The organism is Streptomyces sp. NPDC088400, from assembly GCF_044753355.1.
In the GTDB taxonomy this organism is placed as follows: domain Bacteria; phylum Actinomycetota; class Actinomycetes; order Streptomycetales; family Streptomycetaceae; genus Streptomyces.
In genome coordinates, this window is record NZ_JBIVMZ010000001.1 from 914,590 (window position 1) to 940,440 (window position 25,851).

Here is a 25,851-nt window from a genome sequence, read left to right on the forward strand (position 1 = left end):
ATGCGATTCGTGCGGCTCCCCGGCCTGACCGTGCTCTGGCGCGCCGCCCTCGCGGCCCTCCTGCTCTGCGGCATCGGCCTGCTGCCCTGGCTCTCGCGCACCGACCCCGCGCTCACCGTCCTCAAGGCGCGCTCGGCCGAACGAGAGCCCACCGCCGAGGCGTTGGGCGCCGTACGGGACCAACTCGGCCTGGACGCCGGTCCCGTGACCCTGCTCGGGCAGTGGTTCGGTGGGCTGGCGCGCGGTGACGCGGGCGAGTCGTGGATATCCGGCGCCCCCGTACTGCCCTCGGTCGTCCAGGCCCTGGGCATCTCGCTGCTGCTCATGGCCGGGGCGATGGCGGTCGCCCTCGTGACGGCCGGGGCCGTCTGCGCCCGCCCCCTGTGGCTCGGGTCGCGGCGACGGTTCCGGCGCCCGCGCGCGGGGGGTGCGGCGGCGATGCTCGCCGCGCTGCCCGAGTTCCTGACCGCGTCCGTACTGGCCACGGTGGTCGGCGTGCAGCTCGGCTGGCTGCCCGCGCTCGGCTGGTACGGGCCGCGCTGGATGGTGCTGCCCGCGCTCTCGCTGGGCCTGCCCGCCGGGGCGCTGCTCGGCCGGCTGCTCGTCGACGCGCTGCCCGGGGCCTTCGGCGAACCCTGGGCACTGGCCGCCGCCGCGCGCGGACTGACGGGCCGACGGATCGCCCGCCAGGCGCTGCGGCGCTGCTTCCCCGGCCTGCTGCCGAACCTCGGACTGTTCGTCGTCGGCCTCACCGGCGGCTCGGTCGCCGTCGAGCAGATCTTCGACATCCCCGGGCTCGGCCGGCTCACGCTGCAAGCCGCGACCGCCCAGGACCTGCCCGTACTCCAGGCGGGCACCCTCGCCCTCGTCCTGCTCGCGGCGGTCGCGGGAGGGCTCGCCAGGGGCGCGGCGCAGCTGATGCTGGGCCCGGTCCTGCGCGACGGCGCGCTCCAGTCGTCGCACCGGCCGGCACCGCCGTCCCACCGGGCACAGCCCCTCGTGTACGGGCTGCTCCTGCTCGGCGTCGTCGCGTCCGGCCTGGTCCGCGATCCGCTGGGGCTGGACACCGTCGCCCGGCTTCAGTCCCCTTCCTGGGCACACCCGTTCGGCACCGACGCGCTGGGCCGCGACGTGCTGGCCCGCGTCGGGCACGGCGCGCTCACCACCCTCGCCCTGGCGCTCGCGGTGACCGCCGTGGCCCTGCTGGCCGGAATCCTGCTCGGGCTGGTGCCGAGGGTGTCGGGCGCCGCCGTCGACACGGCCAACGCCGTACCGCCCGTGCTCGCCGGGCTCCTGGTCGCGGGGATCGCGGGCAGCGGCCCGTACACCCCGGCGCTCGCCGTGGCCGCCGTCGCCTGGGCGCCCCTGGCCGCGCACGCCTCCGCCCTGCTGGAACAGGAACGCGCCACCACCCACCTCATCGCCACCCGCGCGCTCGGCGCGGGACCGCTGTATGTGCTGCGGTACGAACTGCTGCCCGCCGTCGTCCCGCCCGTCGCCCGGCACGCGCTGCTGCGGCTGCCCGGAGTGGCGCTGGCCCTGGCCGCCCTGGGCTTCCTCGGGCTCGGCGCGCAGCCGCCGTCCCCGGAGTGGGGCCTGCTGCTCTCCGAGAACCTCCCGTACGCGGAACGCGCGCCGTGGGCGGTCCTGGCCCCGGCCGCCGTACTCGCGCTGCTGGGAGCGCTCGCGGTATCGGCGGCCGGAGGGGTGCGTGGGCGAGGAGCCGTACGCCGGGGACGGGCACTGCGGCCGGAACTGTCGATGGTTCCGGCCGGGCGGCCCGAGACAGAGGTGCGCGAACCGGCGAAGGCCGGCAGCTCTGCCGGCTTCTCCAACTCAGCACCGAAGGACTCCCGATGAGAGAGCTGTGTACGCGGCGCACGTCCGAGCCCCCGTCGGATACGCAGCCTCGGCCAAGAGGGTGGTCCCGGCCCTGGGCCCGGTTCGGTTTCGGGCAGTGGGCCGAACTGTCCCCGCTCCTGCGCCTGTTGATCCTCACCCAACTCGCCTTCAACGTCGGCTTCTTCGGTGTCCTGCCCTTCCTCGCCGAACACCTGGGCACGGCGATAGGCATGGCCGGCTGGCTGGTCGGTCTCGTACTGGGACTGCGTACGTTCAGCCAGCAGGGCCTGTTCGTGGTCGGCGGCGCCCTGGCCGACCGGTACGGCGTACGCCCGGTGGTACTGGCGGGCTGCGCGCTGCGGATCGCCGGATTCGCGTGGCTCGGGTACGCCGAGCGGACCTGGGCGGTCATCGGTGCCGTGCTGCTGATCGGCTTCGCGGCGGCGCTGTTCTCGCCCGCCGTGGAGTCCGAGGTCGCCCGCCAGGCGGTGGCACGGGAGGAGGCGGGCGACGGCCCGCGCACGGGCGTACTGGCGCTGTTCACCGTGGCGGGGCAGGCGGGCGCGTTCGTCGGCCCGCTGCTGGGCGCGCTGCTGCTGGGGGTGGACTTCCGTACGGTGTGCCTCGCCGGGGCGGGGATCTTCGTCCTGGTCCTGGCCGGGCACTGGTGGTTGCTGCCCCAGCGCATCCCGGGCCGGACCCGCGTCAGCGGCCCCGGCGCCGTCCGGAACCTGGCGCGCAACCGGCGCTTCCTCGCCCTGTGCCTGGCGTACGGGACCTATCTGCTGGCGTACAACCAGCTCTACCTCGCCCTCCCGGCGGAGGTCGAGCGCGCGGCGGGCTCCCAGGCCCCGCTGGCCTGGCTGTTCGCCCTCTCCTCGCTGCTGGTCGTGACCACCCAACTGCCCGTCACCCGCTGGGCGGCGGACCGGCTCGACCTGCGCCGCTCCATGGCGGCCGGACTGGTGCTGCTCTCCGCCGGCTTCGCCGTCGTGGCGGCGGCCCGCCCCGCCGACTGGACGGGAACCACGGGCCTGCTCCCGGCGGCCGGCTTCGTCGTCCTGCTCACCCTCGGCCAGATGCTCATCGCCCCGGCCGCCCGAGCCTGGGTCCCCGACCTCGCGGAGGAAGGCCGTCTCGGCCTCTACACCGGCGCACTCTCCTCGGTATCCGGCCTGATCGTCCTGACCGGCAGCGCGGCCAGCGGCTCCCTCCTCGACGCACACCTCCCGCCCGCCGCACCCTGGCTCCTACTCGCCGCGATCCCCCTGGCAGCGATCGCGGTACTGCCGCGCCGCCCGTAGCGGCCCGTGAGCTGCCAGGGCATTCGCGTCGCTCTGCGGCCGCCGAGCACGGCTCGGTGACCGAGGCGGAGACCCCGGGCCGCCCTGGATCAGCTGCAATGTGATCGCTGGTCGGGCGTGGCTGTGGGGAGTCGGCCACGGCTCAGCGGTTGAGGTCCAGTACCGGAACGCCGAGCCCGTCGTATGCATCCGGCGTGACGGTGGCGACAAGGCTGCCTTCAGGTCGGCTGAGGGTGGCACGGGCGGCGTGCACGGCGGCGGCCACCCCGTATGGCACGCCGCGTTGGTACAGGCCGGCGATGGCGTGGGCGGTTTCGTAGTCGGCGTCGAGCGTGTGGAGGGTGTCAAGGATTCCGATGTAGTCCACGATCCCTGGACGTGCTCGTTCGGCTTCCAGGGCGCAGACGATCGGTACCCACAGGCGGACGTCACCTTCGCCGGCGGCGACGTGAATCAGACCGGACACCTGCTTGTTGCCCCCGAGCGCGAGCAACGTGTCCGTGTCGAGCACGAAGTGGTCAAGGTTCACGCGGCCTCGGCCCCGGCCTCGGCGTCACCAGAGCCCGAGCCTGCCGAGCCGCGTAGGGCGTCGCGGTGGGCAGTCTGGGCGGCACGCATTCGGGAACGCAAATCACCGGCTTCGTCCGCGCTGAGGCGGTGACCGAACTCGGCCGAGAGGAAAGCTCGTGTGCGCTCCGCACGCTCCCGCAGCTCTTGAGGGGTGAGGGAGGCTTCAGCGAATTCTTCAAGGAGGCCACGCATCGTTGTGCCGCGGGCAACGGCGATGGAGGCGAGACGGTCGCGCGTCTTCGTGTCGACCTTGATAGTGGTGTCCATGGAGCGAGTATACCGGCGGGAATACCCGTGGTGAGGGTGATGGCGGCCTCCACGGCCTCCATGCCCCCGTGACGCCGGACTGGGTTGGTGCGCAGCTGGTGCGGTCCGGCCCTGCGGGGGCGGGGGTGGTCTGGGGTGTTGTGGCTGGGGGTGGGTGTTTGTGTGGGGGTTCGGGCGGAGGGGGTCGGGGTGGGCCGGGTCGGGATTGTGGCGGGTGGGGGCCGCCCCTCAGGTTTGATGGTCGCGTCGCGGTGCCGGGTGTCAAGGGCGCTCCTGCGTCGCGTCGGCTGCGCCGATTCCGCTGCGCTGCACCCTGGACACCCGTCCCCGCGTCGCAAGTGCGGGATGGGGGGGGGCGGCCCGGGGGGAGGGGTCCCCGGGGAGGGTGCGTGTGGGGTCGGGCCCGGTTCCCGGCCTGCGGGCCGGTAGGCCCTGCGGGGCTGCGCGGCAGTTGCATGGGGAGGCCCGGCCCGGCTCAGCGACACACCGCCGGTGGACAGCCAGGACTCATGCCCCGCTGGACCAACACCATTGCTGAGTGCACCTGTTGACCAGACCGGGGAGTGATCCACCGGCCGGGAGTTATGTCCGCTTTGCGGGGGTGCTGGGAGGTCTCTCGTACTGGAATGCCCGTGAGGCGGGACTCCCGGTACGAGAGGGCGTTTACGAGGCCGCTTCCGCCCCTTTGGCCACATCTGCCGCGTTGAAGGCCTGGCCTGGTCGCCCGAGAGGCAAGAAGGGATCGGGGTGCGCGACTCAAGACCGCGACCGGTCCGAGCAGCCTCCACCTCCGAGTAAGGCAGGGAGTATCGGCGTGCCGGCAGGCATCCATCTGGCCTGGTTAACAGGTGTGCTGGTCAATGGTGTCGGTCCGGCGGGGCATGAGTCCTGGCTGTCCACCGGCGGTGTGTCGCTGAGCCGGGCCGGGCCTCCCCATGCAACTGCCGCGCAGCCCCGCAGGGCCTACCGGCCCGCAGGCCGGGAACCGGGCCCGACCCCCCACGCACCCTCCCCGGGGACCCCTCCCCCGGGCCGCCCCCCCCATCCCGCACTTGCGACGCGGGGACGGGTGTCCAGGGTGCAGCGCAGCGGAATCGGCGCAGCCGACGCGACGCAGGAGCGCCCTTGACACCCGGCACCGCGACGCGACCATCAAACCTGAGGGGCGGCCCCCACCCGCCACAATCCCGACCCGGCCCACCCCGACCCCCTCCGCCCGAACCCCCACACAAACACCCACCCCCAGCCACAACACCCCAGACCACCCCCGGTGAACGCACGTACCGTGAGCGGGCCTTGCCGGGAGGCCACCGCTCTCGTCGGGCCAAAGTGGCGCTGCGGAAGGGGCGTTCACCAGGTCGGCCGCTGGTACGCGGGGGCAGCGTACGGGTTCGGGACGTGGACAGTACGCGTAACGCCCTGTGACCGTAAGCGGTTAGAGAGTGAGTGGCGGGGCGAACACGCGGAAGGGTGGCCGGACATGACGGATAGCACGGATGGCACGGATGGCACGGATAGCGCGGGTGGCTTTGGCGGTACGGACGGGAGCGACGGGGGTACGGGGAACGGCTGCGAACCGGACTCGTCCGACAGCCTCAAGGCGTTCGGGGAGGTCGTCAAGGCCTTCCGTAAACGGGCGGGGCTGACGCAGGAGGCGCTGGCGCCGCTGGTGCAGTACGCGGCGCATACGGTGGCCTCGATCGAGCAGGGCAGGCGCTTCCCGCCACGGGGTTTCGTGGAACGGGCGGAGGACGTGCTGGACGGGTTCGGGGCGCTGCGGGGAGCGGCGCGGCATCTGTCGCGGCAGCCGGGGCTGGCGAGTTGGTTCCGGCAGTGGGCGCATCTGGAGACGGAGGCGGTCACTCTGTACACCTACGAGTGCCGTCTGATCCCGGGCCTGTTGCAGACGGAGGCGTACGCGCGGAAGTTGTTCGTCGACCAGCTTCCGCCCCTGGGCGAGGACCAGATCGAGGCCCAGTGGGTGGCGCGAGAAGAGCGGCAACGCCTGCTCCGGGAGCGGCCGAACACCGCGTACGGCTTCATCCTGGAAGAGCAGCTGTTCCTGCGCCGCACGGGCGGGACGGAGGTCATCCTGGAGCTGATCGATCACCTCCTCGAACTCGCTGAGCTGAGGAACATCGAGATGCAGATCATGCCGCAAGTACGGGAGAGTCACGCTGGCCTGGACGGTCCCATTCAGCTGTTGGAGACGCCGGAGAACAGGTGGTTCGGCTACTGCGAGGGGCAGGAAAGCGGCCAGTTCATCTCCGACCCGAAAGTAGTCAGCACGCTCCAGATGCGGTATGCCAGGATGCGTTCACAGGCTCTCTCCCTGGAGGACTCCCTGAGCCTGTTGCGGCGGATGCGAGGAGCGACATGAGCACCACAGAACTGGCCTGGTTCAAGAGCAGCTACAGCGGCGGCTCGGGTGACGACTGCGTAGAAGTAGCCCTCTCCTGGCACAAGTCCAGCCACAGCGGCGGCTCGGGCGATTCCTGCGTCGAGGTGGCCACCTGCCCCAACACCGTCCACGTACGGGACTCCAAGGACAAGGCGGGCCCGCAGCTCGCCCTCTCGCCCGCCGCCTGGACGGGCTTCGTCTCGTACGCCTCCCAGGCCTGACCCCTGACCCCTGCCCCCTCACGCCACCGCGCCCGTGGCGCCCCACGCCGTGCTGCCCTTACGTGACGTCTACGTGACGTCGTCGTTCGGGCGTGACATCCGCAGCGCCAGTTCCCGCAGCAGTTCCTCCGAGGTGATGTCCGTACGTCCGGCGTCGTGGACCTCGGCCAGCTCGGCGAAGACATAGGTGAACGCGCCGATCAGCTGCATGATGGCGGGCAGCGACGCCTCGGTCACCGCGTGCGCGGCTTCGAGTGGGGTGGCGTCGGGGGAGACCTTGAACGAGGGGAAGACCTCGGCGAGGAGCGAGCCGATCTGACCCCGGCCCGAATCCCTGCCGCCCGGCCCGTCGCCCAGCGGGTCCCCGTGCTCGCCCAGCGGGTCCCCGTGCCCCTCGCCCTCCCGGAGCCCGTGCCCGTCGTCCTCCCGGTCGGCGGTACGGATCCACTCCGCGGACTGCGTGAGAATACCGATGGCCCTGAGAATGACTTCGTTCTGCTCCATGCCGAGAGCCTAGCGAGAGCCCGGCGGGAGAGGTCCGAGCGAGACAGGGGGCGCACTCGCGCCAACCGCGCCGGTGTAAGTGGGCAAAACCGGGACGCGGCAACGGAGTCGGACCTACTCTCGAGTTGTGTCCGCCGCATCGGGCCGGGTGCTCGTTGTCGACGACAACAGGGTCATCCGGCAGCTGATCAGGGTCAATCTCGAACTTGAGGGGTTCGAGGTCGTGACCGCGGCCGACGGTGCCGAATGTCTGGACGTGGTCCATGAGGTCAGACCCGATGTGATCACCCTCGATGTGGTGATGCCGCGCCTCGACGGACTGACCGCCGCCGCCCGGCTGCGCGCCGATCCCCGGACCAGCCGGCTGCCGATCGCGATCATCAGCGCCTGTACGCAGTACGAGACGGAATCCGGTGTCGCCGCCGGGGTCGACGCCTTCCTCGCCAAGCCCTTCGAACCGTCCGAGCTGGTCCGTCTCATACGACGGCTGACCCACAGCGAGGGCATCAGGGACGACCCGAGGGACGACCCGAGGGACGACCCGCCGTCCGTGGACGGCAGACACGGCGCCGGGCGGGCGGAAAGTGCCCGGGGCTGACCGCATCGCGAAACCGGTTCGCTAAGAGGCCCCCCTCCTCCCATACGCTGGTGCCGTGACCCCCGCTGATCTGTCCCGCGCCGTGTTGGACGCCGTATGCCGCGCGGTCGAGGACGACACGCTCCCGGGGCCCGTGCCCGAACGGGTCGTGGTCGAGCGCCCCCGCCCCGGCGGTGTCGGCGACTACGCCAGCAATGTCGCGCTGCGCATGGCCGGGCGCACCGGATTCACGGCCCGCGAGGTCGCCGAAATACTGCGTGCCGAGATCGTGCGCTCCGGGGTCCTGCACCCGCGCATCGCCCGGGTCGAGGTCACGGGACCCGGCTTCCTGAACTTCACCCTCGCCGACGACAGCCACGGCGAGCTCGTCCGTACGGTGCTCAAGGCCGGTACGGCGTACGGGCACGGCGACGCGCTCGCCGGTACCACCGCGGCCTTCGCCCCCGCCGACGAGCTGCGCGCCGAGGTCTGGACGGACACCGTCGTCCGGCTGCTGCGTTCCCAGGGCGCCACGGCGGCCGTCATACCGGGCGGCACGGAGAGCTGCACGCCCGTGCCCGTGCCCGCCGCCGACGGTTTCGCCATCGGCGGCCTCTTCGACCGGCTCGGCCCCGACGCCGCCCGCTGGGCGCTGCTGCGGGCGGCCGTCCACGATCATCCGCACACGGGCGACGAGCTGCTCGTACAGCGCGAGAGCAATCCGTTCTTCCGGGTGCGCTACGCGTACGCCCGCACCCGTGCCCTGGCGCGGAACGCGGCCCGGTTCGGCATCACCCCCGACGAGGTCCGCATCACCCCCGATGAGGCGGAGCGGACGGGGTACGAGGAATACGAGGAGCGCACGGCGTACGAGGAGTACGAGGCGTACGCGACCCCGCACGCCGCCGCCACTACCGCCATGCTCATCACCGCCGTCGGCGATCATCCCGCCGTCCTCGAAGCCGCTGCCCGGCTGCGCGCGCCCGATCGGCTCGCCCGCCATCTCGAACACACCGCGGAGGCGTTCCTGCGCTTCCAGGAGACCGCCAGTCCGTTGCCCGTCGGTGACGAGAAACCCTCGGCCGCCCACCGTTCCCGGCTCGCGCTCGCCGAAGCCGCCGGGGCTGTGCTGGCCGGCGGCCTGTCCCTGCTCGGTATCGACGCACCGGAACACCTCTGAGGTGCACAGGAAACTTCTGAGGCGTACCAGACACCTCTGAACACCTCTGAGACGCACCAGAACACCTCAAAAAGACCCAAGAGAGCCAAGAACATGAGCCGTTCCGCACACCCCGCAGGCCCCCGCCACGCGGATGTCTACCCCGAGGGGCACTACTCCGCCCCCGCCGCCGACCTCAACGCCCTGGACGAGAAGGTCTGGTCGCGTACGGTCCGCCGGAACGGCGACGGCGTGGCCACCGTCGCGGGCATCGAAGTGACCCGGCTGGCCGAGGAGTTCGGCACCCCGGCGTACTTCCTCGACGAGGCCGACTTCCGCGCCCGCTGCCGCGCCTGGGCCGATGCCTTCGGCAAGGACGCCGACGTGTTCTACGCGGGCAAGGCGTTCCTGTCCCGGACCATCGTCCGCTGGCTGCACGAAGAGGGGCTCAATCTCGACGTGTGCTCCGGCGGCGAACTCGCCACCGCGCTGGCCGCCGGGATGCCCGCCGAGCGCATCGCCTTCCACGGCAACAACAAGTCCACCGAGGAGATCGAGCGGGCCGTCTCCGTCGGCGTCGGGCGGATCGTCCTCGACTCCTTCCAGGAGATCGTGCGGGTCGCGCACATCGCGCGGCAGCTCGGCAAGGTCCAGCCCGTCCAGATCCGGGTGACCGTGGGCGTCGAGGCCCATACGCACGAGTTCATCGCCACGGCCCACGAGGACCAGAAGTTCGGTATCGCGCTCGCCGACGGGCAGGCCGCGGAGGCCGTGCGGCGGGCCCTCACGCTCGACGGCATCGAGCTGACCGGCATCCACTCGCACATCGGCTCGCAGATCTTCGACATGGCCGGTTTCGAGGTCTCCGCCCGCCGGGTCGTGCAGCTGCTCGCGGCGGTGCGCGACGAGCACGGCGTGGAGCTGCCCGAGATCGACCTCGGCGGCGGCCTCGGTATCGCGTACACGTCCGAGGACGACCCGCGTGAGCCGCACGAGATCGCCAAGGCGCTCAGCGACATCGTCACCCGTGAGTGTGAGTCCGCGGGGCTCCGTACCCCCCGTATCTCCGTCGAGCCGGGGCGCGCGATCGTCGGCCCCACGGCCTTCACCCTGTACGAGGTCGGCACCATCAAGCCGCTCGAAGGGCTGCGTACGTATGTCAGTGTGGACGGTGGCATGTCCGACAACATCCGTACGGCCCTGTACGACGCCGAGTACACCGTCGCGCTCGTGTCGCGCCGCTCCGACGCGGAGGCGATGCTGACACGCGTCGTCGGCAAGCACTGCGAGAGCGGCGACATCCTCGTACGGGACGCGTTCCTGCCCGCCGACCTGGCGCCCGGCGACCTGCTCGCCGTCCCCGCCACCGGCGCGTACTGCCGCTCGATGGCGAGCAACTACAACCACGCGCTGCGCCCGCCGGTCGTGGCGGTCAACGACGGTGCGGCACGCGTGATCGTCCGGCGGGAGACGGAGGAAGATCTCCTGCGTCTCGATGTCGGGGACTGAAATTCATATCTCGCGATCTGGACAGGGGACAGAAAGTCCCGTCCATTGCGTGAGACTGGTTGGCATTCATGCTTTTAACGGCTGGGTTCAATGAAAGGCATAGGTCGGATGATGCGTACGCGTCCGCTGAAGGTGGCGCTGCTGGGCTGTGGTGTGGTCGGCTCAGAAGTGGCGCGCATCATGACGACGCAGGCCGACGACCTCGCCGCGCGGATAGGCGCCCCGGTGGAACTGGCCGGGGTCGCCGTCCGGCGCCCCTCCCGGGTGCGCGACGGCATCGACCCCGCCCTGATCACCACCGATGCCACCGCCCTGGTCAAACGCGGTGACATAGATGTCGTGGTCGAGGTCATCGGAGGCATCGAGCCCGCCCGTACGCTCATCACCACCGCGTTCGAGCACGGTGCCTCCGTCGTCTCGGCCAACAAGGCGCTGCTCGCCGAGGACGGCACGACCCTCTACGAGGCCGCCGCCCGGCACGGCGCGGACCTGTACTTCGAGGCGGCCGTCGCCGGCGCCATCCCGCTGATCCGGCCGCTGCGCGAGTCACTCGCGGGTGACACCGTCAACCGCGTGCTCGGAATCGTCAACGGCACGACCAATTTCATCCTCGACCGGATGGACACCGCGGGCGCCGGTTACTCGGAGGCGCTGGACGAGGCCACCGCCCTCGGCTACGCGGAGGCCGACCCGACCGCCGACGTCGAGGGCTTCGACGCCGCCGCCAAGGCCGCCATCCTCGCCGGGATCGCCTTCCACACCCGCGTACGCCTCGACGACGTGCACCGCGAGGGCATCACGGAGGTCACCGCCGCCGACCTCGCCTCCGCCCAGCGCATGGGCTGCACCGTCAAGCTCCTCGCCATCTGCGAGCGCGCCGCCGACGGCCGGTCCGTCACCGCGCGCGTCCACCCGGCGATGATCCCGCTCAGCCACCCGCTCGCGTCCGTACGTGAGGCGTACAACGCGGTCTTCGTCGAGGCCGAGGCGGCCGGGCAGCTGATGTTCTACGGACCCGGCGCCGGCGGCGCGCCGACGGCCTCCGCCGTGCTCGGCGACCTCGTCGCCGTCTGCCGCAACAAGCTCAACGAGGCCACCGGGCCCGGTGAGTCCGCGTACACGCAACTGCCCGTGAGCCCCATGGGCGAGTCCGTGACGCGCTACCACATCAGCCTCGACGTGGCCGACAAGCCGGGCGTTCTCGCCCAGGTGGCAACGGTCTTCGCCGAACACGGCGTGTCCATCGACACGGTCCGTCAGAAGGGAAAGGACGGCGAGGCAGCCCTCGTCGTCGTCACCCACCGCGCGCAGGACGCAGCCCTCTCCGGGACCGTCGAAGCACTGCGCGAGCTCGACACCGTCCGCGGTGTCGCCAGCATCATGCGTGTTGAAGGGGAGTAAGGGACCCATGACCAGCATTGGCACCCACCAGTGGCGGGGCATCATCGAGGAGTACCGGGACCGCCTCCCGGTGGCGGACACGACACAGGTCGTGACGCTCCGCGAGGGCGGTACGCCGCTCGTGCCCGCTCAAGTGCTGTCCGAGCGGACGGGCTGTGAGGTGCATCTCAAGGTCGAGGGCGCCAACCCGACCGGCTCCTTCAAGGACCGTGGCATGACCATGGCCATCACCCGCGCCAAGGAGGAGGGCGCCCAGGCGGTGATCTGCGCCTCCACCGGCAACACCTCGGCCTCGGCCGCGGCGTACGCGGTACGGGCCGGAATGGTCTGCGCCGTCCTCGTGCCCCAGGGCAAGATCGCGCTCGGCAAGATGGGCCAGGCGCTGGTCCACGGAGCGAAGATCCTCCAGGTCGAGGGCAACTTCGACGACTGTCTGACGCTGGCCCGCTCGCTCTCCGACAACTACCCGGTGGCGCTGGTCAATTCGGTCAACCCGGTCCGTATCGAGGGCCAGAAGACCGCGGCGTTCGAGATCGTGGACGCGCTGCGCGACGCCCCGGACATCCATGTGCTGCCCGTCGGCAACGCCGGCAACATCACGGCGTACTGGAAGGGGTACACCGAGTACGCCGCCGACGGCATCGCGTCCCGTACCCCGCGCATGTGGGGCTTCCAGGCCTCTGGCTCCGCGCCCATCGTGCGCGGCGAGATCGTCAAGGACCCGCACACCGTCGCCACCGCGATCCGGATCGGCAACCCGGCGTCCTGGCAGTACGCCCTGGCCGCCCGCGACGAGTCCGGTGGCTTCATCGACGAGGTGACGGACCGCCAGATCCTGGCCGCCTACCGCCTGTTGGCCTCCCAGGAGGGCGTCTTCGTCGAGCCCGCCTCGGCCGCCTCCGTAGCCGGTCTGCTCAAGGCCGCCGACGAGGGCAAGGTCGACCCCGGCCAGCGCATCGTCTGCACGGTCACCGGAAACGGCCTCAAGGACCCGGACTGGGCGGTCGCCGGAGCGCCCCAGCCGGTCACCGTGCCGGTCGACGCGGTCGCCGCCGCGGAGCGCCTCGGCCTCGCCTGACCGGCTCAGGGGTGGCGCTTCGGGCGCCGCCCCCCGGCCCGTCCGTGCCCAGGGTTCCGGCACGATCCGGACCTCGTCCACCGGTCTTCGCGGGCCCCGCGAAAGCCGGTGCGAGCGCCTCGCAGCCCGTGCCCCGGGCGAAGCAGGGACAAGGCAGACATCGGCGCACGTGAGGTACGCGACACGCATCGTGCGCCTCCTGTGCGCCCTATGTCGCCACGCAACCTTCCTTCGATAGGCTGTACCTCACTCGCCCGCCGCATATGCCGCGGTGTTGTCGCCCACGTGGCCCTCGGGTGTTCCGTACCTCCTCGAACATCTCGCACACACCACATCTCGCACATCACCACATTTCGCAGTCAAGGAGAGTCGTCAGAGCGATGGCCGGTCCCGCGTTCCGCGCCGCCGCCGTACGGGTGCGCACCCCCGCCACCAGCGCCAATCTCGGTCCGGGCTTCGACGCCCTCGGCCTGTCGCTGGGGCTCTACGACGACGTGGTCGTCCGCGTCGCCGATTCCGGCCTGCACGTCGACATCGCGGGTGAGGGCGCCGAGACGCTTCCCCGTGACGAGAACCACCTGCTCGTGCGCTCCCTGCGGACGGCCTTCGACCTGCTCGGCGGACAGCCGCGCGGCCTGGAGGTCGTCTGCGCCAACCGCATCCCGCACGGCCGTGGCCTGGGCTCCTCCTCGGCCGCCATCTGCGCCGGGATCGTCGCGGCCCGCGCCGTGACCATAGGCGGCGACGCCCGGCTCGACGACGCGGCGCTGCTGGAGCTGGCCACCGAGATCGAGGGCCACCCCGACAACGTCGCCGCCTGTCTGCTCGGCGGTTTCACCCTGGCCTGGATGGACGGGGGAGCGGCCCGTGCCATCAGGATGGACCCCGCGCGTTCCGTCGTTCCGGTGGTTTTCGTCCCCGGAAAGGCCGTCCTCACGGAAACCGCCCGCGGACTGCTGCCGCGCACGGTCCCCCATGTGGACGCGGCGGTCAACGCCGGCCGCGCCGCCCTGCTGGTGGAGGCCCTGACCAGGCGTCCCGAGCTGCTGCTCGCGGCCACCGAGGACCGTATCCACCAGGACTACCGTTCCCCGGCGATGCCGCAGAGCCTCGCGCTGGTCAACCGACTGCGCGCGGACGGCGTCCCCGCGGTCATCTCCGGTGCGGGCCCCACGGTCCTCGCGCTGGTCGAGGACGGTACGGCCGACAAGGTCGCACGGCTGGCGGGCGAGGGATGGGCGGCCAACCGGCTCTCCCTCGACGCCGGGGGAACGAGCGTCCTGCCGCTCGGTTCGTAGCCACACGGGATTGCCGGTGAGTGAGAGGGGGAATGTTTGTTGGAGCCGGTAGTGTTAACCTCAAGTCTGCACCCGACGTCTTTGAGGCGCGGTGCTTCGTGTCCCACATCGGGACCACCCTTCTTCCGGGAGCCTCCTCAACTGCCTGAGCAGCCTGCCTGAGCAGTTTTGAGCACGCACCGGAACCGGCACGACACCCCCCGTTTTTTCCCGCGGAGGGCCGAGCAGGGGGACCTCGGGCCGGACCCATTGCACGTCCGCATGTTTCTCCGCCGTACCCGGCGGGACCACCGCCCCGGCACGGTCCACAAGATGGGATCGCAGTCGGACAGCACAACCGGTCGCCGAGCCAGAAGGCCGACGTCCGCTCCAGGGAAGGACCCTTCGTGAGCGACACCACCGATCTGATGGGCGTGACTGCCGACAGCAACGTCGACAGTGCCGCGCCCGCCGCAGGTGCTGCCACTGGCACCACCGCACGGCGCCGCCGCTCCGGCACCGGCCTCGAGGGCATGGTCCTGGCCGAGCTGCAGCAGGTCGCGTCCGGCCTCGGCATCAGGGGCACCGCGCGGATGCGCAAGAGCCAGTTGATCGAGGTAATCAAGGAAGCGCAGGCGGGCTCCTCGTCAGCGCCCAAGGGCGCCGAGGCAGGCGGCTCGGACGCCGCCGAGACCAAGCCCAAGCGCCGCGCAACTTCCAAGGCCCGTACGGGTGAAGGCGCCGTCGAGGACAAGTCGGACAAGGCCGAGAAGGCCGCGTCCCAGCAGCAGATCGACATCCCCGGCCAGCCGGCCAGCGACGACCAGCCCGCGGGCGAGCGCCGTCGCCGCCGGGCCACCGCGCAGGCGGGCAGTCCCGACACCAAGACGGAGACCAAGGCCGAGGCCCAGGGCGACGTCAAGGTCGAGGCCCAGCCCGACACCAAGGCCGAGACCGCCGTATCGGCGTCCGGCGCCGGCACCGCCCAGAACGACGGCGACGGCCGGCGCGGCGACCGCCAGGACCGCGGCCAGCGGGGCGAGCGCGGCGACCGCGACCGCGGGGACCGCCGGGACCGGCAGCGCGGCCGGGGCAAGGGCGACGACCAGCAGGGCGGCCAGGGCGGCCAGCAGCAGGGCGGCGGCCGCCAGCAGCGCGACAACCGCGGCGGCGGCCAGAGCGGCAGTCAGAACAACGGCCCGCAGGACGACTTCGACGACGAGGCGGGCGGCCGGCGTGGCCGGCGCGGACGTTACCGCGACCGCCGCGGACGTCGTGGCCGCGACGAGTTCGGCCCCGGCGAGCCGCAGGTCGCCGACGACGATGTGCTGATCCCCGTCGCGGGCATCCTCGACATCCTCGACAACTACGCGTTCATCAGGACTTCCGGCTACCTGCCGGGCCCGAACGACGTGTACGTCTCGCTCGCCCAGGTCCGTAAGAACGGCCTGCGCAAGGGTGACCACACCACCGGCGCGGTGCGCCAGCCCAAGGAAGGCGAGCGCCGCGAGAAGTTCAACGCGCTGGTCCGCCTCGACACGGTCAACGGCATGGCGCCCGAAACCGGCCGCGGCCGCCCGGAGTTCCAGAAGCTGACCCCGCTCTACCCCCAGGACCGGCTCCGTCTGGAGACCGACCCGGGCGTGCTGACCACGCGGATCATCGACCTGGTCGCACCGATCGGCAAGGGCCAGCGTGGTCTGATCGTGGCCCCGCCGAAGACCGGCAAGACCATGATCCTCCAGTCGATCGCCAACGCGATCACGGTCAACAGCCCCGAGTGCCACCTGATGGTCGTCCTCGTCGACGAGCGGCCCGAAGAGGTCACCGACATGCAGCGGTCGGTCAAGGGCGAGGTCATCTCCTCGACCTTCGACCGCCCGGCCGAGGACCACACCACCGTCGCCGAGCTGGCCATCGAGCGCGCCAAGCGCCTCGTCGAGCTGGGCCACGACGTGGTCGTCCTGCTGGACTCCATCACCCGCCTGGGCCGTGCGTACAACCTCGCCGCGCCCGCCTCCGGACGCATCCTGTCCGGTGGTGTCGACTCGACCGCGCTCTACCCGCCGAAGCGCTTCTTCGGTGCGGCGCGCAACATCGAGGACGGCGGTTCGCTGACCATCCTGGCCACCGCGCTGGTCGAGACCGGCTCGCGGATGGACGAGGTGATCTTCGAGGAGTTCAAGGGCACCGGCAACATGGAGCTCAGGCTCGACCGGAAGCTCTCGGACAAGCGCATCTTCCCGGCGGTGGACGTGGACGCGTCCAGCACCCGCAAGGAAGAGATCCTGCTCGGCAGCGACGAGCTCGCCGTCGTCTGGAAGCTGCGCCGGGTGCTGCACGCGCTCGACCAGCAGCAGGCGATCGAGCTGCTCCTGGACAAGATGAAGCAGACGAAGTCGAACGCGGAGTTCCTGCTCCAGATCCAGAAGACGACGCCCGGCGCCGGCAACGGCAACGACTGATCCGGATCGTCCGAGAACCGCCCCGTCGCTCAGGCGACGGGGCGGTTTCGCGTTGCCGCGCCCCCGTTCCGGTCCATCGCGCCCACGTCTCGCCGCATCGAACCCCGCCGAGACGTTCGCCACACGGTCCTGGCCGGGCCCAGGGGCGCCTGTGGTGCCCCCGTGACCCCAAAGCCCCAGGTGAAACGCCGGAACGGCCACCGAGGGCCGTACAGGCCTGTCTGCGGTGCCCCCGGCGAGCGGCACAGAGTGCTGTGCCACCCTGCTTGGTGCTTCACTGTCTGTACACGTGTCAATGAGGGCGTGTTTCAACATCACGGCAGGAGGTAGCGGGAAAAGGACTACGGAAAAGGGAGACCATGACCGACCGGAGCAACAGCCGAATACGTGGTGGCGGCAAGCGCCGCAGGGCGCCCGGCAAGCGCCGCCGCGCCACCACCGTCGCCGCATGGTCCGCAGCGGCCCTGGTACTCGTCGGCGGGTCCGGGCTCGGTTACGCGTATTTCAAGCTCGACGGCAATTTGAAGGGCGTCGACATCAACGCCCAGCTGGGCGGGGACCGCCCGGCGAACACCGACAACGGCTCCCAGGACATCCTCGTTCTCGGCTCGGACTCCCGCGCCGGCGCGAACGCGAAGTACGGCGAGGACGGGGGCGGCGCCCGCTCCGACACGGCGATGATCGTCCACATATACAAGGGTCACAAGAAGGCCAGTGTCGTCTCCGTACCGCGTGACACCCTGATCGAACGCCCCGCCTGCACCGACTCCGACGGCAAGACCGTCTCCGGTGAGCAGGAGGCCATGTTCAACACGGCCTACGAGGCCGGGGGCCCCGCCTGTGCGGTGAAGACCGTCGAGAAGATGTCCGGCATCCGCATGGACCACTACATCGAGGTCGACTTCACCGGTTTCAAGAAGCTCATCAACGACCTCGGCGGCGTCAAGATCACCACCACGGAGTCGATCAACGACCCCAAGAGCCATCTGAGGCTCGACCCCGGCACCCACACCCTCGACGGGGAGAAGGCCCTCGGCCTCGTACGGACCCGCCACAGTGTCGGCGACGGCAGTGACCTCGGCCGTATCCAGCTCCAGCAGGCGTTCATCAAGGCGCTGATGAACCAGGTCAAGAGCGTCGGCGTGTTCAGCGACCCCAAGAAGCTGTACGACGTGGCCGACACCGCCACCAGCGCGATCACCCCCGACTCCCAGCTCGACTCGGTCAACAAGCTGGTCGGTTTCGCCGGGGGACTGAAGAACCTCGGCACCGACGACGTCAAGATGATCACGCTCCCGGTGCAGTACGACCCGAACGACGGGAACCGCGTCCTGCCACTCGACAAGGCGTCCCAGCAGGTCTGGACGGCCCTGCGGCACGACAAGCCGATCCCGGCCTCCGCGACCAAGGACTCGGCCGGGGACAAGGGCGACGCGGACGACGTGGTCAAGAACCACTGACCCCATCCGCGAGGACGGGGCGGTATTCGCGCGGAGGGGGCGGCCGGAATAGATTCGGCCGCCCCCTCGTTTTGGGAGATACGGCCGGTCCTGGCAGACTGGTACGTCGGCCCCGGTTCACGTACGAGCAATCCGCGAGTACGACCCGGCGCCCTCCCGAAACTAGGAGAATCCCTTGAAGCGCGACATCCACCCCACGTACGTCGAGACCCAGGTCAGCTGCACCTGCGGTGCGTCGTTCACCACCCGGAGCACCATCGAGTCGGGCACCATCCGCGCCGACCTCTGCTCCGAGTGCCACCCGTTCTACACGGGCAAGCAGAAGATCCTCGACACCGGTGGCCGCGTGGCCCGCTTCGAGGCCCGCTTCGGCAAGGCCGCCGCCAAGAAGTAGCGAGTCATCTGCGCCGGTTCTCGGCGCCCCTTTTCCAGGGGCGTCGAGACCGGCGCTTTGCCGTGGCCGCGTTTCCCGAAGCACTTCGTACGAAGAACCCAGGAGCCCCCGATGTTCGAGGCGGTCGAGGACCTGATCGGCGAGCACGCCGATCTGGAGAACAAGCTCGCGGACCCGTCGGTCCACGCCGACCAGGCGAACGCGCGCAAGCTCAACAAGCGTTACGCCGAGCTCACCCCGATCGTCTCCACGTACCGCTCCTGGAAGCAGACCGGCGACGACATCGAGACCGCCCGCGAGTTCGCGGCCGACGACCCCGATTTCGCCGTCGAGGTCAAGGACCTGGAGAAGACGCGCGAGCAGCTCACCGAGAAGCTCCGGCTGCTGCTCGTACCGCGCGACCCCAGCGACGACAAGGACGTGATCCTGGAGGTCAAGGCGGGCGCGGGCGGCGACGAGTCCGCCCTCTTCGCCGGTGACCTGCTGCGCATGTACCTCCGCTACGCGGAGCGCGTCGGCTGGAAGACCGAGATCATCGACGCCACCGAGTCCGAGCTGGGCGGCTACAAGGACGTCCAGGTCGCGGTGAAGACCAAGGGCGGCAACGGCGCCACCGAGCCCGGACAGGGCGTCTGGGCCCGGCTGAAGTACGAGGGCGGGGTGCACCGCGTGCAGCGCGTGCCCTCCACCGAGTCCCAGGGCCGCATCCACACCTCGGCCGCCGGCGTGCTCGTCACCCCCGAGGCCGAGGAGGTCGACGTCGAGATCCACGCCAACGACCTGCGGATCGACGTCTACCGCTCCTCGGGACCCGGCGGCCAGTCCGTCAACACCACCGACTCCGCCGTCCGCATCACGCACCTGCCGACCGGAGTCGTCGCCTCCTGCCAGAACGAGAAGAGCCAGCTCCAGAACAAGGAACAGGCTCTGCGTATCCTGCGCTCACGGCTGCTCGCCGCGGCACAGGAAGAGGCGGAGAAGTCGGCCGCCGACGCGCGGCGCAGTCAGGTCCGTACGGTCGACCGGTCCGAGAAGATCCGTACGTACAACTTCCCGGAAAACCGGATCTCGGACCACCGAGTCGGTTTCAAGGCGTACAACTTGGACCAGGTGCTCGACGGTGAGCTGGACGCCGTCATCCAGGCCTGCGTCGACGCCGATTCCGCCGCGAAGCTCGCCGCCGCCCAGTAACCCCCCAGCAACCACTCTCGCAGTCCGGAGGAACCAGCGTGCAGCCACATTCTGGGGGGCACAGCGACCCTCAGCGGCTCCGCCGCGGGCCCGTCCCCCGCAGCCTGCTGCTCGCCGAGGTGGCCCAGGCCACCCAGCGGCTGGCCGACGCGGGCGTGCCCTCACCGCGCTTCGACGCGGAGGAACTCGCCGCGTACGTGCACGGCGTCAAGCGGGGCGAGCTGCACAACGTCAAGGACGCGGACTTCGACGCCCGTTACTGGGAGGCCGTCGCCCGCCGCGAGGCCCGTGAACCGCTCCAGCACATCACCGGACGTGCCTTCTTCCGCTACCTGGAACTCCAGGTGGGCCCCGGGGTCTTCGTACCGCGCCCCGAGACCGAATCCGTCGTCGGCTGGGCGATAGACGCCGTCCGGGCGATGGACGTCGTCGAGCCGCTCATCGTGGACCTGTGCTCGGGCTCCGGCGCGATCGCGCTCGCCATGGCCCAGGAGGTGCCGCGCTCCCGCGTGCACGCGGTGGAACTGTCCGAGGACGCCCTCCACTGGACCCGGAAGAACGCCGAGGGGTCCAGGGTCACCGTGCACCGGGGAGACGCCCTGAGCGCCCTGCCCGACTACGACGGCCAGGTCGACCTGGTCATCTCCAACCCGCCGTACATCCCGCTGACCGAGTGGGAGTACGTCGCCCCCGAGGCCCGTGACCACGACCCGGAGATGGCCCTCTTCTCCGGCGAGGACGGCCTCGACACGATCCGCGGCATCGAACGCACCGCGCACCGGCTGCTGCGGCCCGGTGGCCTGGTCGTCATCGAGCACGCGGACACCCAGGGCGGACAGGTCCCGTGGATCTTCAGCGAGGAATCCGGCTGGGCGGACGCGGCGGACCACCCCGACCTGAACAAGCGGCCGCGATTCGCCACGGCGCGTAAGGCGATGCCGTGACGGCGCGAATGGTCGTCCCGTTCGCAACACGCCCTGGGGCGGGGGCCGGTGCCCGGTCCGGCCTGGGTGCCCCGCTTGCCCCGGCGAGTGAGCCGAAGGGGCGCGCCGCTGTCGTAAGGGAGAGCGCGCGCAGGTTTGTGAGGTACGAGCGAACCGAGCACGGTCGACTGTCGACAGTGGCTTGCGGCGCCCCGGAGGCGAACCGAGCCCACAGAAAAAGGGAGTCAGGCTGATGGCACGGCGATACGACTGCAACGACGCGACCGACCGTTCCACAGGTCTGCGCGAGGCCGCGTCGGCCGTACGCCGCGGTGAGCTGGTCGTGCTGCCCACCGACACCGTGTACGGGATCGGTGCGGACGCCTTCGGCTCCGAGGCCGTGTCCGATCTGCTGGACGCCAAGGGACGTGGGCGCAACATGCCCACCCCCGTCCTGATCGGCTCCCCGAACACCCTGCACGGCCTGGTCACCGACTTCTCCGAGCAGGCCTGGGAGCTGGTCGACGCGTTCTGGCCCGGCGCCCTCACCCTGGTCGCCAAGCACCAGCCGTCCCTCCAGTGGGACCTCGGCGACACCCGTGGCACGGTGGCGATCCGGATGCCGCTGCACCCCGTAGCCATCGAACTGCTCACCGAGGTCGGCCCGATGGCCGTCTCCAGCGCCAACCTCACGGGGCACCCGTCCCCCGAGGACTGCGACGCCGCCCAGGAGATGCTCGGGGACTCGGTCTCCGTCTACCTCGACGGCGGCCCGACGCCTGGAATCGTTCCTTCGGCGATCGTGGACGTCACCGGCGAGGTTCCGCTGCTGCTGCGGGCCGGCGCCATCGACGCGGAGGAGCTCCGCAAGGTGGTACCCGACCTTGAGGTGGCCAATTGACCGCCCCTGAGGGGCGTGGCATAGCGGAGACCGCACACACCGGCGGCACCTTCCGCATCCTCCACGTCAGTACCGGCAATGTCTGCCGTTCGCCCATCACCGAGCGGCTGAACAGGCATGCCCTGAGCGTCCGTCTCGGCGAGCGGCTCACGGGCGGCCTGATCGTGGAGAGCGCGGGCACCTGGGGGCACGAGGGCGCCCCCATGGAGGCCAACGCCGAGGCCGTGCTCAGCGACTTCGGCGCCGACGCGTCCGGCTTCGTCGGCCGCGAACTGCTCGACGAACACGTCATCCGCGCCGACCTGGTCCTCACCGCGACCCGCGACCACCGCGCCCAGGTGATCTCCATGGGCCACTCCGCGGGGCTGCGTACCTTCACGCTCAAGGAGTTCACCAGGCTGGTACGGGCCATAGACCCGGCGACGCTGCCCGACCCCCTCGACGACGGCGTGGTGGAACGTGCGCGCGCGCTGGTGCGGGCGGCGGCGGCGCTGCGGGGGTGGCTGCTGGCGCCCACGGCGGACGCGGACGAGGTGTACGACCCGTACGGGGCACCGATCACGTTCTTCCGCTCGATCGGCGACGAGATCCATCAGGCGCTGGATCCGGTGGTCACGGCGCTTACGGGGGTCTCGACGTAGCGTCTCGCCTCCCGGCGGTGCGCCTCCCGGCGGTGCGCCTCCCGGCGGTGCGCCGTGGTGCGCCGGTGCGCCGCCTGCCCATCGCCGGGCATCCGTTCTCGGGGCGGCCTACATTTGGATAGACGCACCCTTCGAGGTCCGGAGTTCGCCATGCCGGTCGTCAGCGCATCCTCTGCGACATCGACGGACACCCTGCTCCGGCAGGATCCCGAGATGGCCGAGATCATCCTCGGCGAGGCCACCCGGCAGGCCACCACCCTTCAGCTGATCGCCGCCGAGAATTTCACCTCGCCCGCCGTCCTCGCCGCCCTCGGTTCCGCCCTCGCCAACAAGTACGCGGAGGGTTACCCCGGCGCCCGGCACCACGGCGGCTGCGAGTTCGCCGACGCCGCCGAGCGGGTCGCCATCGCGCGGGCCACGGCGCTCTTCGGCGCCGAGCACGCGAACGTACAGCCGCACTCCGGCTCCTCCGCCGTCCTCGCGGCCTACGCGGCCCTGCTGAAGCCCGGGGACACGGTGCTGGCCATGGGGCTGCCGTACGGGGGGCATCTCACGCATGGCGCGCCCGTCAATTTCTCGGGCCGGTGGTTCGACTTCGTCGGGTACGGGGTCGAACCGGCGACGGGGCTCATCGACTACGCCCAGGTCCGCCGGCTGGCGCGGGCTCACCGGCCCAAGGCGCTCGTCTGCGGCTCGATCTCGTATCCGCGCCATATCGACTACGCCGCGTTCCGGGACATCGCGGACGATGTCGGCGCGTATCTGATCGCGGACGCCGCCCACCCGATCGGGCTGGTCGCCGGGGGAGCGGCGCCCAGTCCCGTGCCGTACGCGGATGTCGTGTGCGCGACGACACACAAGGTGCTGCGCGGGCCGCGGGGCGGCATGGTCCTCTGCGGCGTGGAGCTGGCGGAGCGGGTGGACCGCGCGGTGTTCCCGTTCACACAGGGGGGCGCGCAGATGCACACGATCGCGGCCAAGGCCGTCGCCTTCGGTGAGGCGGCGGCGCCGGCGTTCACGGCGTACGCGCATCAGGTCGTCGCCAATGCGCGCGCTCTCGCGAAGGCGCTGGCGGCGGAGGGTTTCCTGATCACCACGGACGGTACGGACACTCATCTGATCACCGCGGATCCGTCGCCCCTGGGGGTGGACGGCAGGACGGCCCGCGGCCGGCTCGCGGCGGCCGGGGTCGTGCTGGACACCTGCGCGCTGCCGTACGCGGACGGGCGCGGCCTGCGGCTGGGGACCGCCGCCGTGACCACTCAGGGCATGTCTGAGGCGGAAATGACGCGGATCGCGACTCTCTTCGCCTCGGCGTTGCGCGAGGGCGGTGACGAGGCGCGTGACGTCCGCGACGGGGTGCGGGAACTGGTGAGGCTTTTTCCGCCGTATGGGACCGTTTCCTGACTGCGAGGGACGGTTGCGGGAAGCCGTGAAACCATGGCGCTCGGTCGGTCGTCCCTGTTCGTATGGCGACTCGGTTTCCAACAGGGGCTCTCGCGCGGGCTAGTGTGTGGGGCTGAGATGGCCAGCGATTCCTGTGGGGCAGCCCGTGCGTGATTACCTGCTGACGCTCTGCGTGACGGCTGCGGTGACTTATCTGCTGACCGGTCCGGTGCGGAAGTTCGCCATCGCGGTCGGAGCGATGCCGGAGATCCGCGCACGTGACGTTCACCGCGAACCGACGCCGAGGCTCGGCGGCATCGCCATGTTCTTCGGCCTGTGTGCCGGACTGCTCGTGGCCGACAACCTGCAGAACCTCAACGGGGTCTTCGAGCTGTCCAACGAGCCGCGCGCGCTGCTGTCCGGTGCCGCGCTGATCTGGCTGGTCGGTGTCCTGGACGACAAGTTCGAGATCGACGCCCTGATCAAACTGGGCGCGCAGATGATCGCCGCGGGCGTGATGGTCATGCAGGGTCTGACGATCCTGTGGATCCCGGTGCCCGGCATCGGCATGGTCTCGCTGACCGACTGGCAGGGCACCCTGCTGACCGTCGCGCTGGTCGTGATCACCATCAACGCGGTCAACTTCGTGGACGGCCTCGACGGTCTCGCGGCCGGGATGGTCTGTCTCGCCTCCGCGGCCTTCTTCCTGTACGCGTACCGGATCTGGTACGGGTACGGCATCGAGGCCGCCGCCCCCGCCACGCTCTTCGCCGCCATCCTGATGGGGATGTGCGTGGGCTTCCTGCCGCACAACATGCATCCGGCGCGGATCTTCATGGGCGACTCGGGATCGATGCTGATCGGTCTGGTGCTCGCCGCGGGCGCGATCTCGGTGACCGGACAGGTCGACATGGACGCCCTGGCCGTCTTCGAGGGCTCCACCCGGCAGGCCACCCACGCGGCGCTGCCGGTCTTCATCCCTCTGCTGCTGCCGATGACGATCATCGCGATCCCGTTCGCGGACCTGGTGCTGGCGGTCGTACGCCGGGCCTGGAACGGCAAGTCACCGTTCGCCGCCGACCGGGGCCACCTCCACCACCGGCTGCTGGACATCGGGCACTCGCACAGCAGGTCGGTCCTGATCATGTACTTCTGGTCGGCGCTGATCGCGTTCGGAGTGGTCGCCTACTCGGTGCACTCGGCGTCGATGTGGATCCTGCTGATCGTCGTCGGGCTGAGCGCGGTGGGCCTGGTGCTTCTGCTACTGCCGCGCTTCACACCGCGGGCTCCGCTCTGGGCGCAGGCCATCGTGCCGCCGCGTTACCGGCGCCGGGTCCCTGAGGCGTCCGAGACGCCTGAGGCGTCTGAGGCGTCGGAGGTCGTCGGTGGGGAGGCCGTTTCCGGGGCCGCCGGCGGGCCGTGCGAGCCGCAGGCGCCGACGGCGGAGCCCGAGGAACGTACGCCTGTTCCCGCCGGCGTCAACGGCGCTACCGCGCTGGGCGCCCGTTCGCGTGTTCCCGACCGCTGGAAGGCCGGTTTCCGGAATTGACCGGCAGGTTATTCTTCGCGCCGATGGTCATTACCAGACAAGTTGCCGCGCTGCACTGCACACACGCGCGCGTTCACTCTCATGTGTGACAGTTGGCACACCACCATGGTAAAGACCTCATCAAATAGTTTGTGATACTGTTCACGAGACCCGGCGACAGAGCCGAAGGACCGTAGTGCGACGGTCCGTTGGCCCGAGAATCTTCCTCTCGGACCGGGCCTACTCTCGTCCATGACGACGCCATCTGCCCCACTGCCCCACCCATTCAGCGGAGCTGCCGCCATGCCGTCCAACGACGTCCGGAACCTCCTTCACACCGCCGTACCCACTGCCGCCGTCGGCGTTGTCGCCGCCGTGGTCAGTGGTGTGGTCGCGGGTGGGAAGGGAGCTCTGGGAGCCGCCGTCGGCACGCTGGTGGTCATCCTCTTCATGGGTATCGGTCTGGTGGTCCTCCAGCGGACGGCGAAGTCGCTCCCGCAGTTGTTCCAGGCGATGGGGCTGATGCTCTATACGGCCCAGCTGCTGTTGCTGTTCATCTTCATGGCCCTGTTCAAGAACACCACCCTGTTCCACCCGAGGGCGTTCGCCATCACCTTGATCGTGGCGACCGTCGCTTGGGTTTCCGCTCAGGCGCGTGCACACATGAAGGCCAAGATCCTCTACGTCGAACCCGAGTCTTCGACCGCCGGTAAGGCCGAGAAGACGGGGTCGTCGGCGTGAGAGGTAGGGCCGGGATAAGTACCCGCACCGGACCCTGCTATCGTCCGGTTTCAACTGCGGCATTGCGGGCGCGGGCATCCGAGCTGACGCCTGTTCTCACGCGAGGCTTGA

General features: G+C 70.5%; 23 protein-coding genes. 20 read left to right on the forward strand and 3 right to left on the reverse strand.

The genetic code is table 11. The features are described 5' to 3' along the window. On the forward strand, nt 1–1,860 hold the full coding sequence (locus ACIQD6_RS04145; RefSeq protein ID WP_401877725.1) for an ABC transporter permease subunit: 1,860 nt from the start codon (nt 1–3) through the stop codon (nt 1,858–1,860). Then, the gene (locus ACIQD6_RS04150; protein ID WP_401877727.1) at nt 1,857–3,146 is read left to right on the forward strand and encodes an MDR family MFS transporter; all 1,290 of its coding nucleotides are present in this window, start codon (nt 1,857–1,859) and stop codon (nt 3,144–3,146) included. Before ACIQD6_RS04145 ends, ACIQD6_RS04150 begins: the two co-directional genes overlap by 4 nt. Before the next feature lie 142 nt (nt 3,147–3,288). Here ACIQD6_RS04150 and ACIQD6_RS04155 read toward each other — a convergent pair whose 3' ends face one another. Then, complete coding sequence (locus ACIQD6_RS04155; RefSeq protein ID WP_401877729.1) at nt 3,289–3,657, reverse strand: hypothetical protein; 369 nt, start codon at nt 3,655–3,657, stop codon at nt 3,289–3,291. A 14-nt stretch (nt 3,658–3,671) separates the two neighbouring features. After that, nucleotides 3,672–3,983, reverse strand: coding sequence for a hypothetical protein (locus ACIQD6_RS04160; RefSeq protein ID WP_401877731.1), 312 nt, complete (start codon nt 3,981–3,983; stop codon nt 3,672–3,674). Nucleotides 3,984–5,463: 1,480 nt separating this feature from the next. On the opposite strand from ACIQD6_RS04160, the gene ACIQD6_RS04165 reads away from it, so the two are divergent. Continuing rightward, nucleotides 5,464–6,363, forward strand: coding sequence for a Scr1 family TA system antitoxin-like transcriptional regulator (locus tag ACIQD6_RS04165; RefSeq protein ID WP_401877733.1), 900 nt, complete (start codon nt 5,464–5,466; stop codon nt 6,361–6,363). After that, the gene (locus tag ACIQD6_RS04170) at nt 6,360–6,605 is read left to right on the forward strand and encodes a DUF397 domain-containing protein (protein ID WP_401877735.1); all 246 of its coding nucleotides are present in this window, start codon (nt 6,360–6,362) and stop codon (nt 6,603–6,605) included. The genes ACIQD6_RS04165 and ACIQD6_RS04170 overlap by 4 nt, the downstream gene beginning before the upstream one ends. Before the next feature lie 69 nt (nt 6,606–6,674). Here the strand turns inward: ACIQD6_RS04170 and ACIQD6_RS04175 are convergent, their stop codons facing one another. Beyond that, on the reverse strand, nt 6,675–7,109 hold the full coding sequence (locus ACIQD6_RS04175) for a hypothetical protein (RefSeq protein ID WP_401877737.1): 435 nt from the start codon (nt 7,107–7,109) through the stop codon (nt 6,675–6,677). A gap of 79 nt (nt 7,110–7,188) precedes the next feature. On the opposite strand from ACIQD6_RS04175, the gene ACIQD6_RS04180 reads away from it, so the two are divergent. From ACIQD6_RS04180 to ACIQD6_RS04255, 16 genes are all read left to right on the forward strand, one after another. Continuing rightward, nucleotides 7,189–7,707, forward strand: a complete 519-nt coding sequence (locus ACIQD6_RS04180; protein ID WP_401877739.1) for a response regulator — start codon at nt 7,189–7,191, stop codon at nt 7,705–7,707. A 55-nt stretch (nt 7,708–7,762) separates the two neighbouring features. Further along, nucleotides 7,763–8,866: an ArgS-related anticodon-binding protein NrtL gene (gene nrtL, locus ACIQD6_RS04185; RefSeq protein WP_401877741.1), complete on the forward strand. Its 1,104-nt coding sequence runs from the start codon at nt 7,763–7,765 to the stop codon at nt 8,864–8,866. Nucleotides 8,867–8,959: 93 nt separating this feature from the next. Then, a complete protein-coding gene (lysA, locus tag ACIQD6_RS04190; protein WP_401877743.1) occupies nt 8,960–10,354 on the forward strand; it encodes a diaminopimelate decarboxylase in 1,395 nt (464 codons plus the stop codon). Nucleotides 10,355–10,462: 108 nt separating this feature from the next. After that, nucleotides 10,463–11,755 (forward strand): homoserine dehydrogenase, encoded by a 1,293-nt coding sequence (locus tag ACIQD6_RS04195; RefSeq protein WP_401877745.1) that lies wholly within the window; start codon nt 10,463–10,465, stop codon nt 11,753–11,755. Nucleotides 11,756–11,762: 7 nt separating this feature from the next. Then, a complete protein-coding gene (thrC, locus tag ACIQD6_RS04200; protein ID WP_401877747.1) occupies nt 11,763–12,833 on the forward strand; it encodes a threonine synthase in 1,071 nt (356 codons plus the stop codon). A 380-nt stretch (nt 12,834–13,213) separates the two neighbouring features. Next, on the forward strand, nt 13,214–14,131 hold the full coding sequence (thrB, locus tag ACIQD6_RS04205) for a homoserine kinase (RefSeq protein WP_401877749.1): 918 nt from the start codon (nt 13,214–13,216) through the stop codon (nt 14,129–14,131). A 386-nt stretch (nt 14,132–14,517) separates the two neighbouring features. Continuing rightward, nucleotides 14,518–16,575, forward strand: a complete 2,058-nt coding sequence (rho, locus tag ACIQD6_RS04210; protein ID WP_401877751.1) for a transcription termination factor Rho — start codon at nt 14,518–14,520, stop codon at nt 16,573–16,575. A gap of 359 nt (nt 16,576–16,934) precedes the next feature. After that, nucleotides 16,935–18,035, forward strand: coding sequence for an LCP family protein (locus ACIQD6_RS04215; RefSeq protein WP_401877753.1), 1,101 nt, complete (start codon nt 16,935–16,937; stop codon nt 18,033–18,035). A 175-nt stretch (nt 18,036–18,210) separates the two neighbouring features. Continuing rightward, entirely contained in the window at nt 18,211–18,429 is a 219-nt protein-coding gene (gene rpmE / locus ACIQD6_RS04220; RefSeq protein ID WP_401877755.1) for a 50S ribosomal protein L31, read from the forward strand. A gap of 111 nt (nt 18,430–18,540) precedes the next feature. Then, nucleotides 18,541–19,620, forward strand: coding sequence for a peptide chain release factor 1 (prfA, locus tag ACIQD6_RS04225; protein ID WP_401877757.1), 1,080 nt, complete (start codon nt 18,541–18,543; stop codon nt 19,618–19,620). A gap of 104 nt (nt 19,621–19,724) precedes the next feature. After that, on the forward strand, nt 19,725–20,564 hold the full coding sequence (gene prmC / locus ACIQD6_RS04230; RefSeq protein WP_401878132.1) for a peptide chain release factor N(5)-glutamine methyltransferase: 840 nt from the start codon (nt 19,725–19,727) through the stop codon (nt 20,562–20,564). Nucleotides 20,565–20,796: 232 nt separating this feature from the next. Continuing rightward, nucleotides 20,797–21,444: an L-threonylcarbamoyladenylate synthase gene (locus ACIQD6_RS04235; protein ID WP_401877759.1), complete on the forward strand. Its 648-nt coding sequence runs from the start codon at nt 20,797–20,799 to the stop codon at nt 21,442–21,444. Beyond that, a complete protein-coding gene (locus ACIQD6_RS04240) occupies nt 21,441–22,085 on the forward strand; it encodes a protein-tyrosine-phosphatase (RefSeq protein WP_401877761.1) in 645 nt (214 codons plus the stop codon). The genes ACIQD6_RS04235 and ACIQD6_RS04240 overlap by 4 nt, the downstream gene beginning before the upstream one ends. A gap of 150 nt (nt 22,086–22,235) precedes the next feature. Continuing rightward, nucleotides 22,236–23,492 (forward strand): serine hydroxymethyltransferase, encoded by a 1,257-nt coding sequence (gene glyA / locus ACIQD6_RS04245; RefSeq protein ID WP_401877763.1) that lies wholly within the window; start codon nt 22,236–22,238, stop codon nt 23,490–23,492. A 145-nt stretch (nt 23,493–23,637) separates the two neighbouring features. After that, a complete protein-coding gene (locus ACIQD6_RS04250; protein WP_401877765.1) occupies nt 23,638–25,020 on the forward strand; it encodes an MraY family glycosyltransferase in 1,383 nt (460 codons plus the stop codon). A 282-nt stretch (nt 25,021–25,302) separates the two neighbouring features. After that, nucleotides 25,303–25,740, forward strand: a complete 438-nt coding sequence (locus tag ACIQD6_RS04255; protein ID WP_401877767.1) for a hypothetical protein — start codon at nt 25,303–25,305, stop codon at nt 25,738–25,740. Nucleotides 25,741–25,851: the final 111 nt, after the last annotated feature.

Coding starts and splice junctions, on each gene's coding strand:
- ACIQD6_RS04145 (WP_401877725.1), top strand. CDS start 1: ATGCGATTCGTGCGGCTCCCCGGCCTGACCGTGCTCTGGCGCGCCGCC.
- ACIQD6_RS04150 (WP_401877727.1), top strand. CDS start 1,857: ATGAGAGAGCTGTGTACGCGGCGCACGTCCGAGCCCCCGTCGGATACG.
- ACIQD6_RS04160 (WP_401877731.1), bottom strand. CDS start 3,983: ATGGACACCACTATCAAGGTCGACACGAAGACGCGCGACCGTCTCGCC.
- ACIQD6_RS04165 (WP_401877733.1), top strand. CDS start 5,464: ATGACGGATAGCACGGATGGCACGGATGGCACGGATAGCGCGGGTGGC.
- ACIQD6_RS04170 (WP_401877735.1), top strand. CDS start 6,360: ATGAGCACCACAGAACTGGCCTGGTTCAAGAGCAGCTACAGCGGCGGC.
- ACIQD6_RS04175 (WP_401877737.1), bottom strand. CDS start 7,109: ATGGAGCAGAACGAAGTCATTCTCAGGGCCATCGGTATTCTCACGCAG.
- lysA (WP_401877743.1), top strand. CDS start 8,960: ATGAGCCGTTCCGCACACCCCGCAGGCCCCCGCCACGCGGATGTCTAC.
- ACIQD6_RS04195 (WP_401877745.1), top strand. CDS start 10,463: ATGATGCGTACGCGTCCGCTGAAGGTGGCGCTGCTGGGCTGTGGTGTG.
- thrC (WP_401877747.1), top strand. CDS start 11,763: ATGACCAGCATTGGCACCCACCAGTGGCGGGGCATCATCGAGGAGTAC.
- thrB (WP_401877749.1), top strand. CDS start 13,214: ATGGCCGGTCCCGCGTTCCGCGCCGCCGCCGTACGGGTGCGCACCCCC.
- ACIQD6_RS04215 (WP_401877753.1), top strand. CDS start 16,935: ATGACCGACCGGAGCAACAGCCGAATACGTGGTGGCGGCAAGCGCCGC.
- prfA (WP_401877757.1), top strand. CDS start 18,541: ATGTTCGAGGCGGTCGAGGACCTGATCGGCGAGCACGCCGATCTGGAG.
- ACIQD6_RS04235 (WP_401877759.1), top strand. CDS start 20,797: ATGGCACGGCGATACGACTGCAACGACGCGACCGACCGTTCCACAGGT.
- glyA (WP_401877763.1), top strand. CDS start 22,236: ATGCCGGTCGTCAGCGCATCCTCTGCGACATCGACGGACACCCTGCTC.
- ACIQD6_RS04255 (WP_401877767.1), top strand. CDS start 25,303: ATGCCGTCCAACGACGTCCGGAACCTCCTTCACACCGCCGTACCCACT.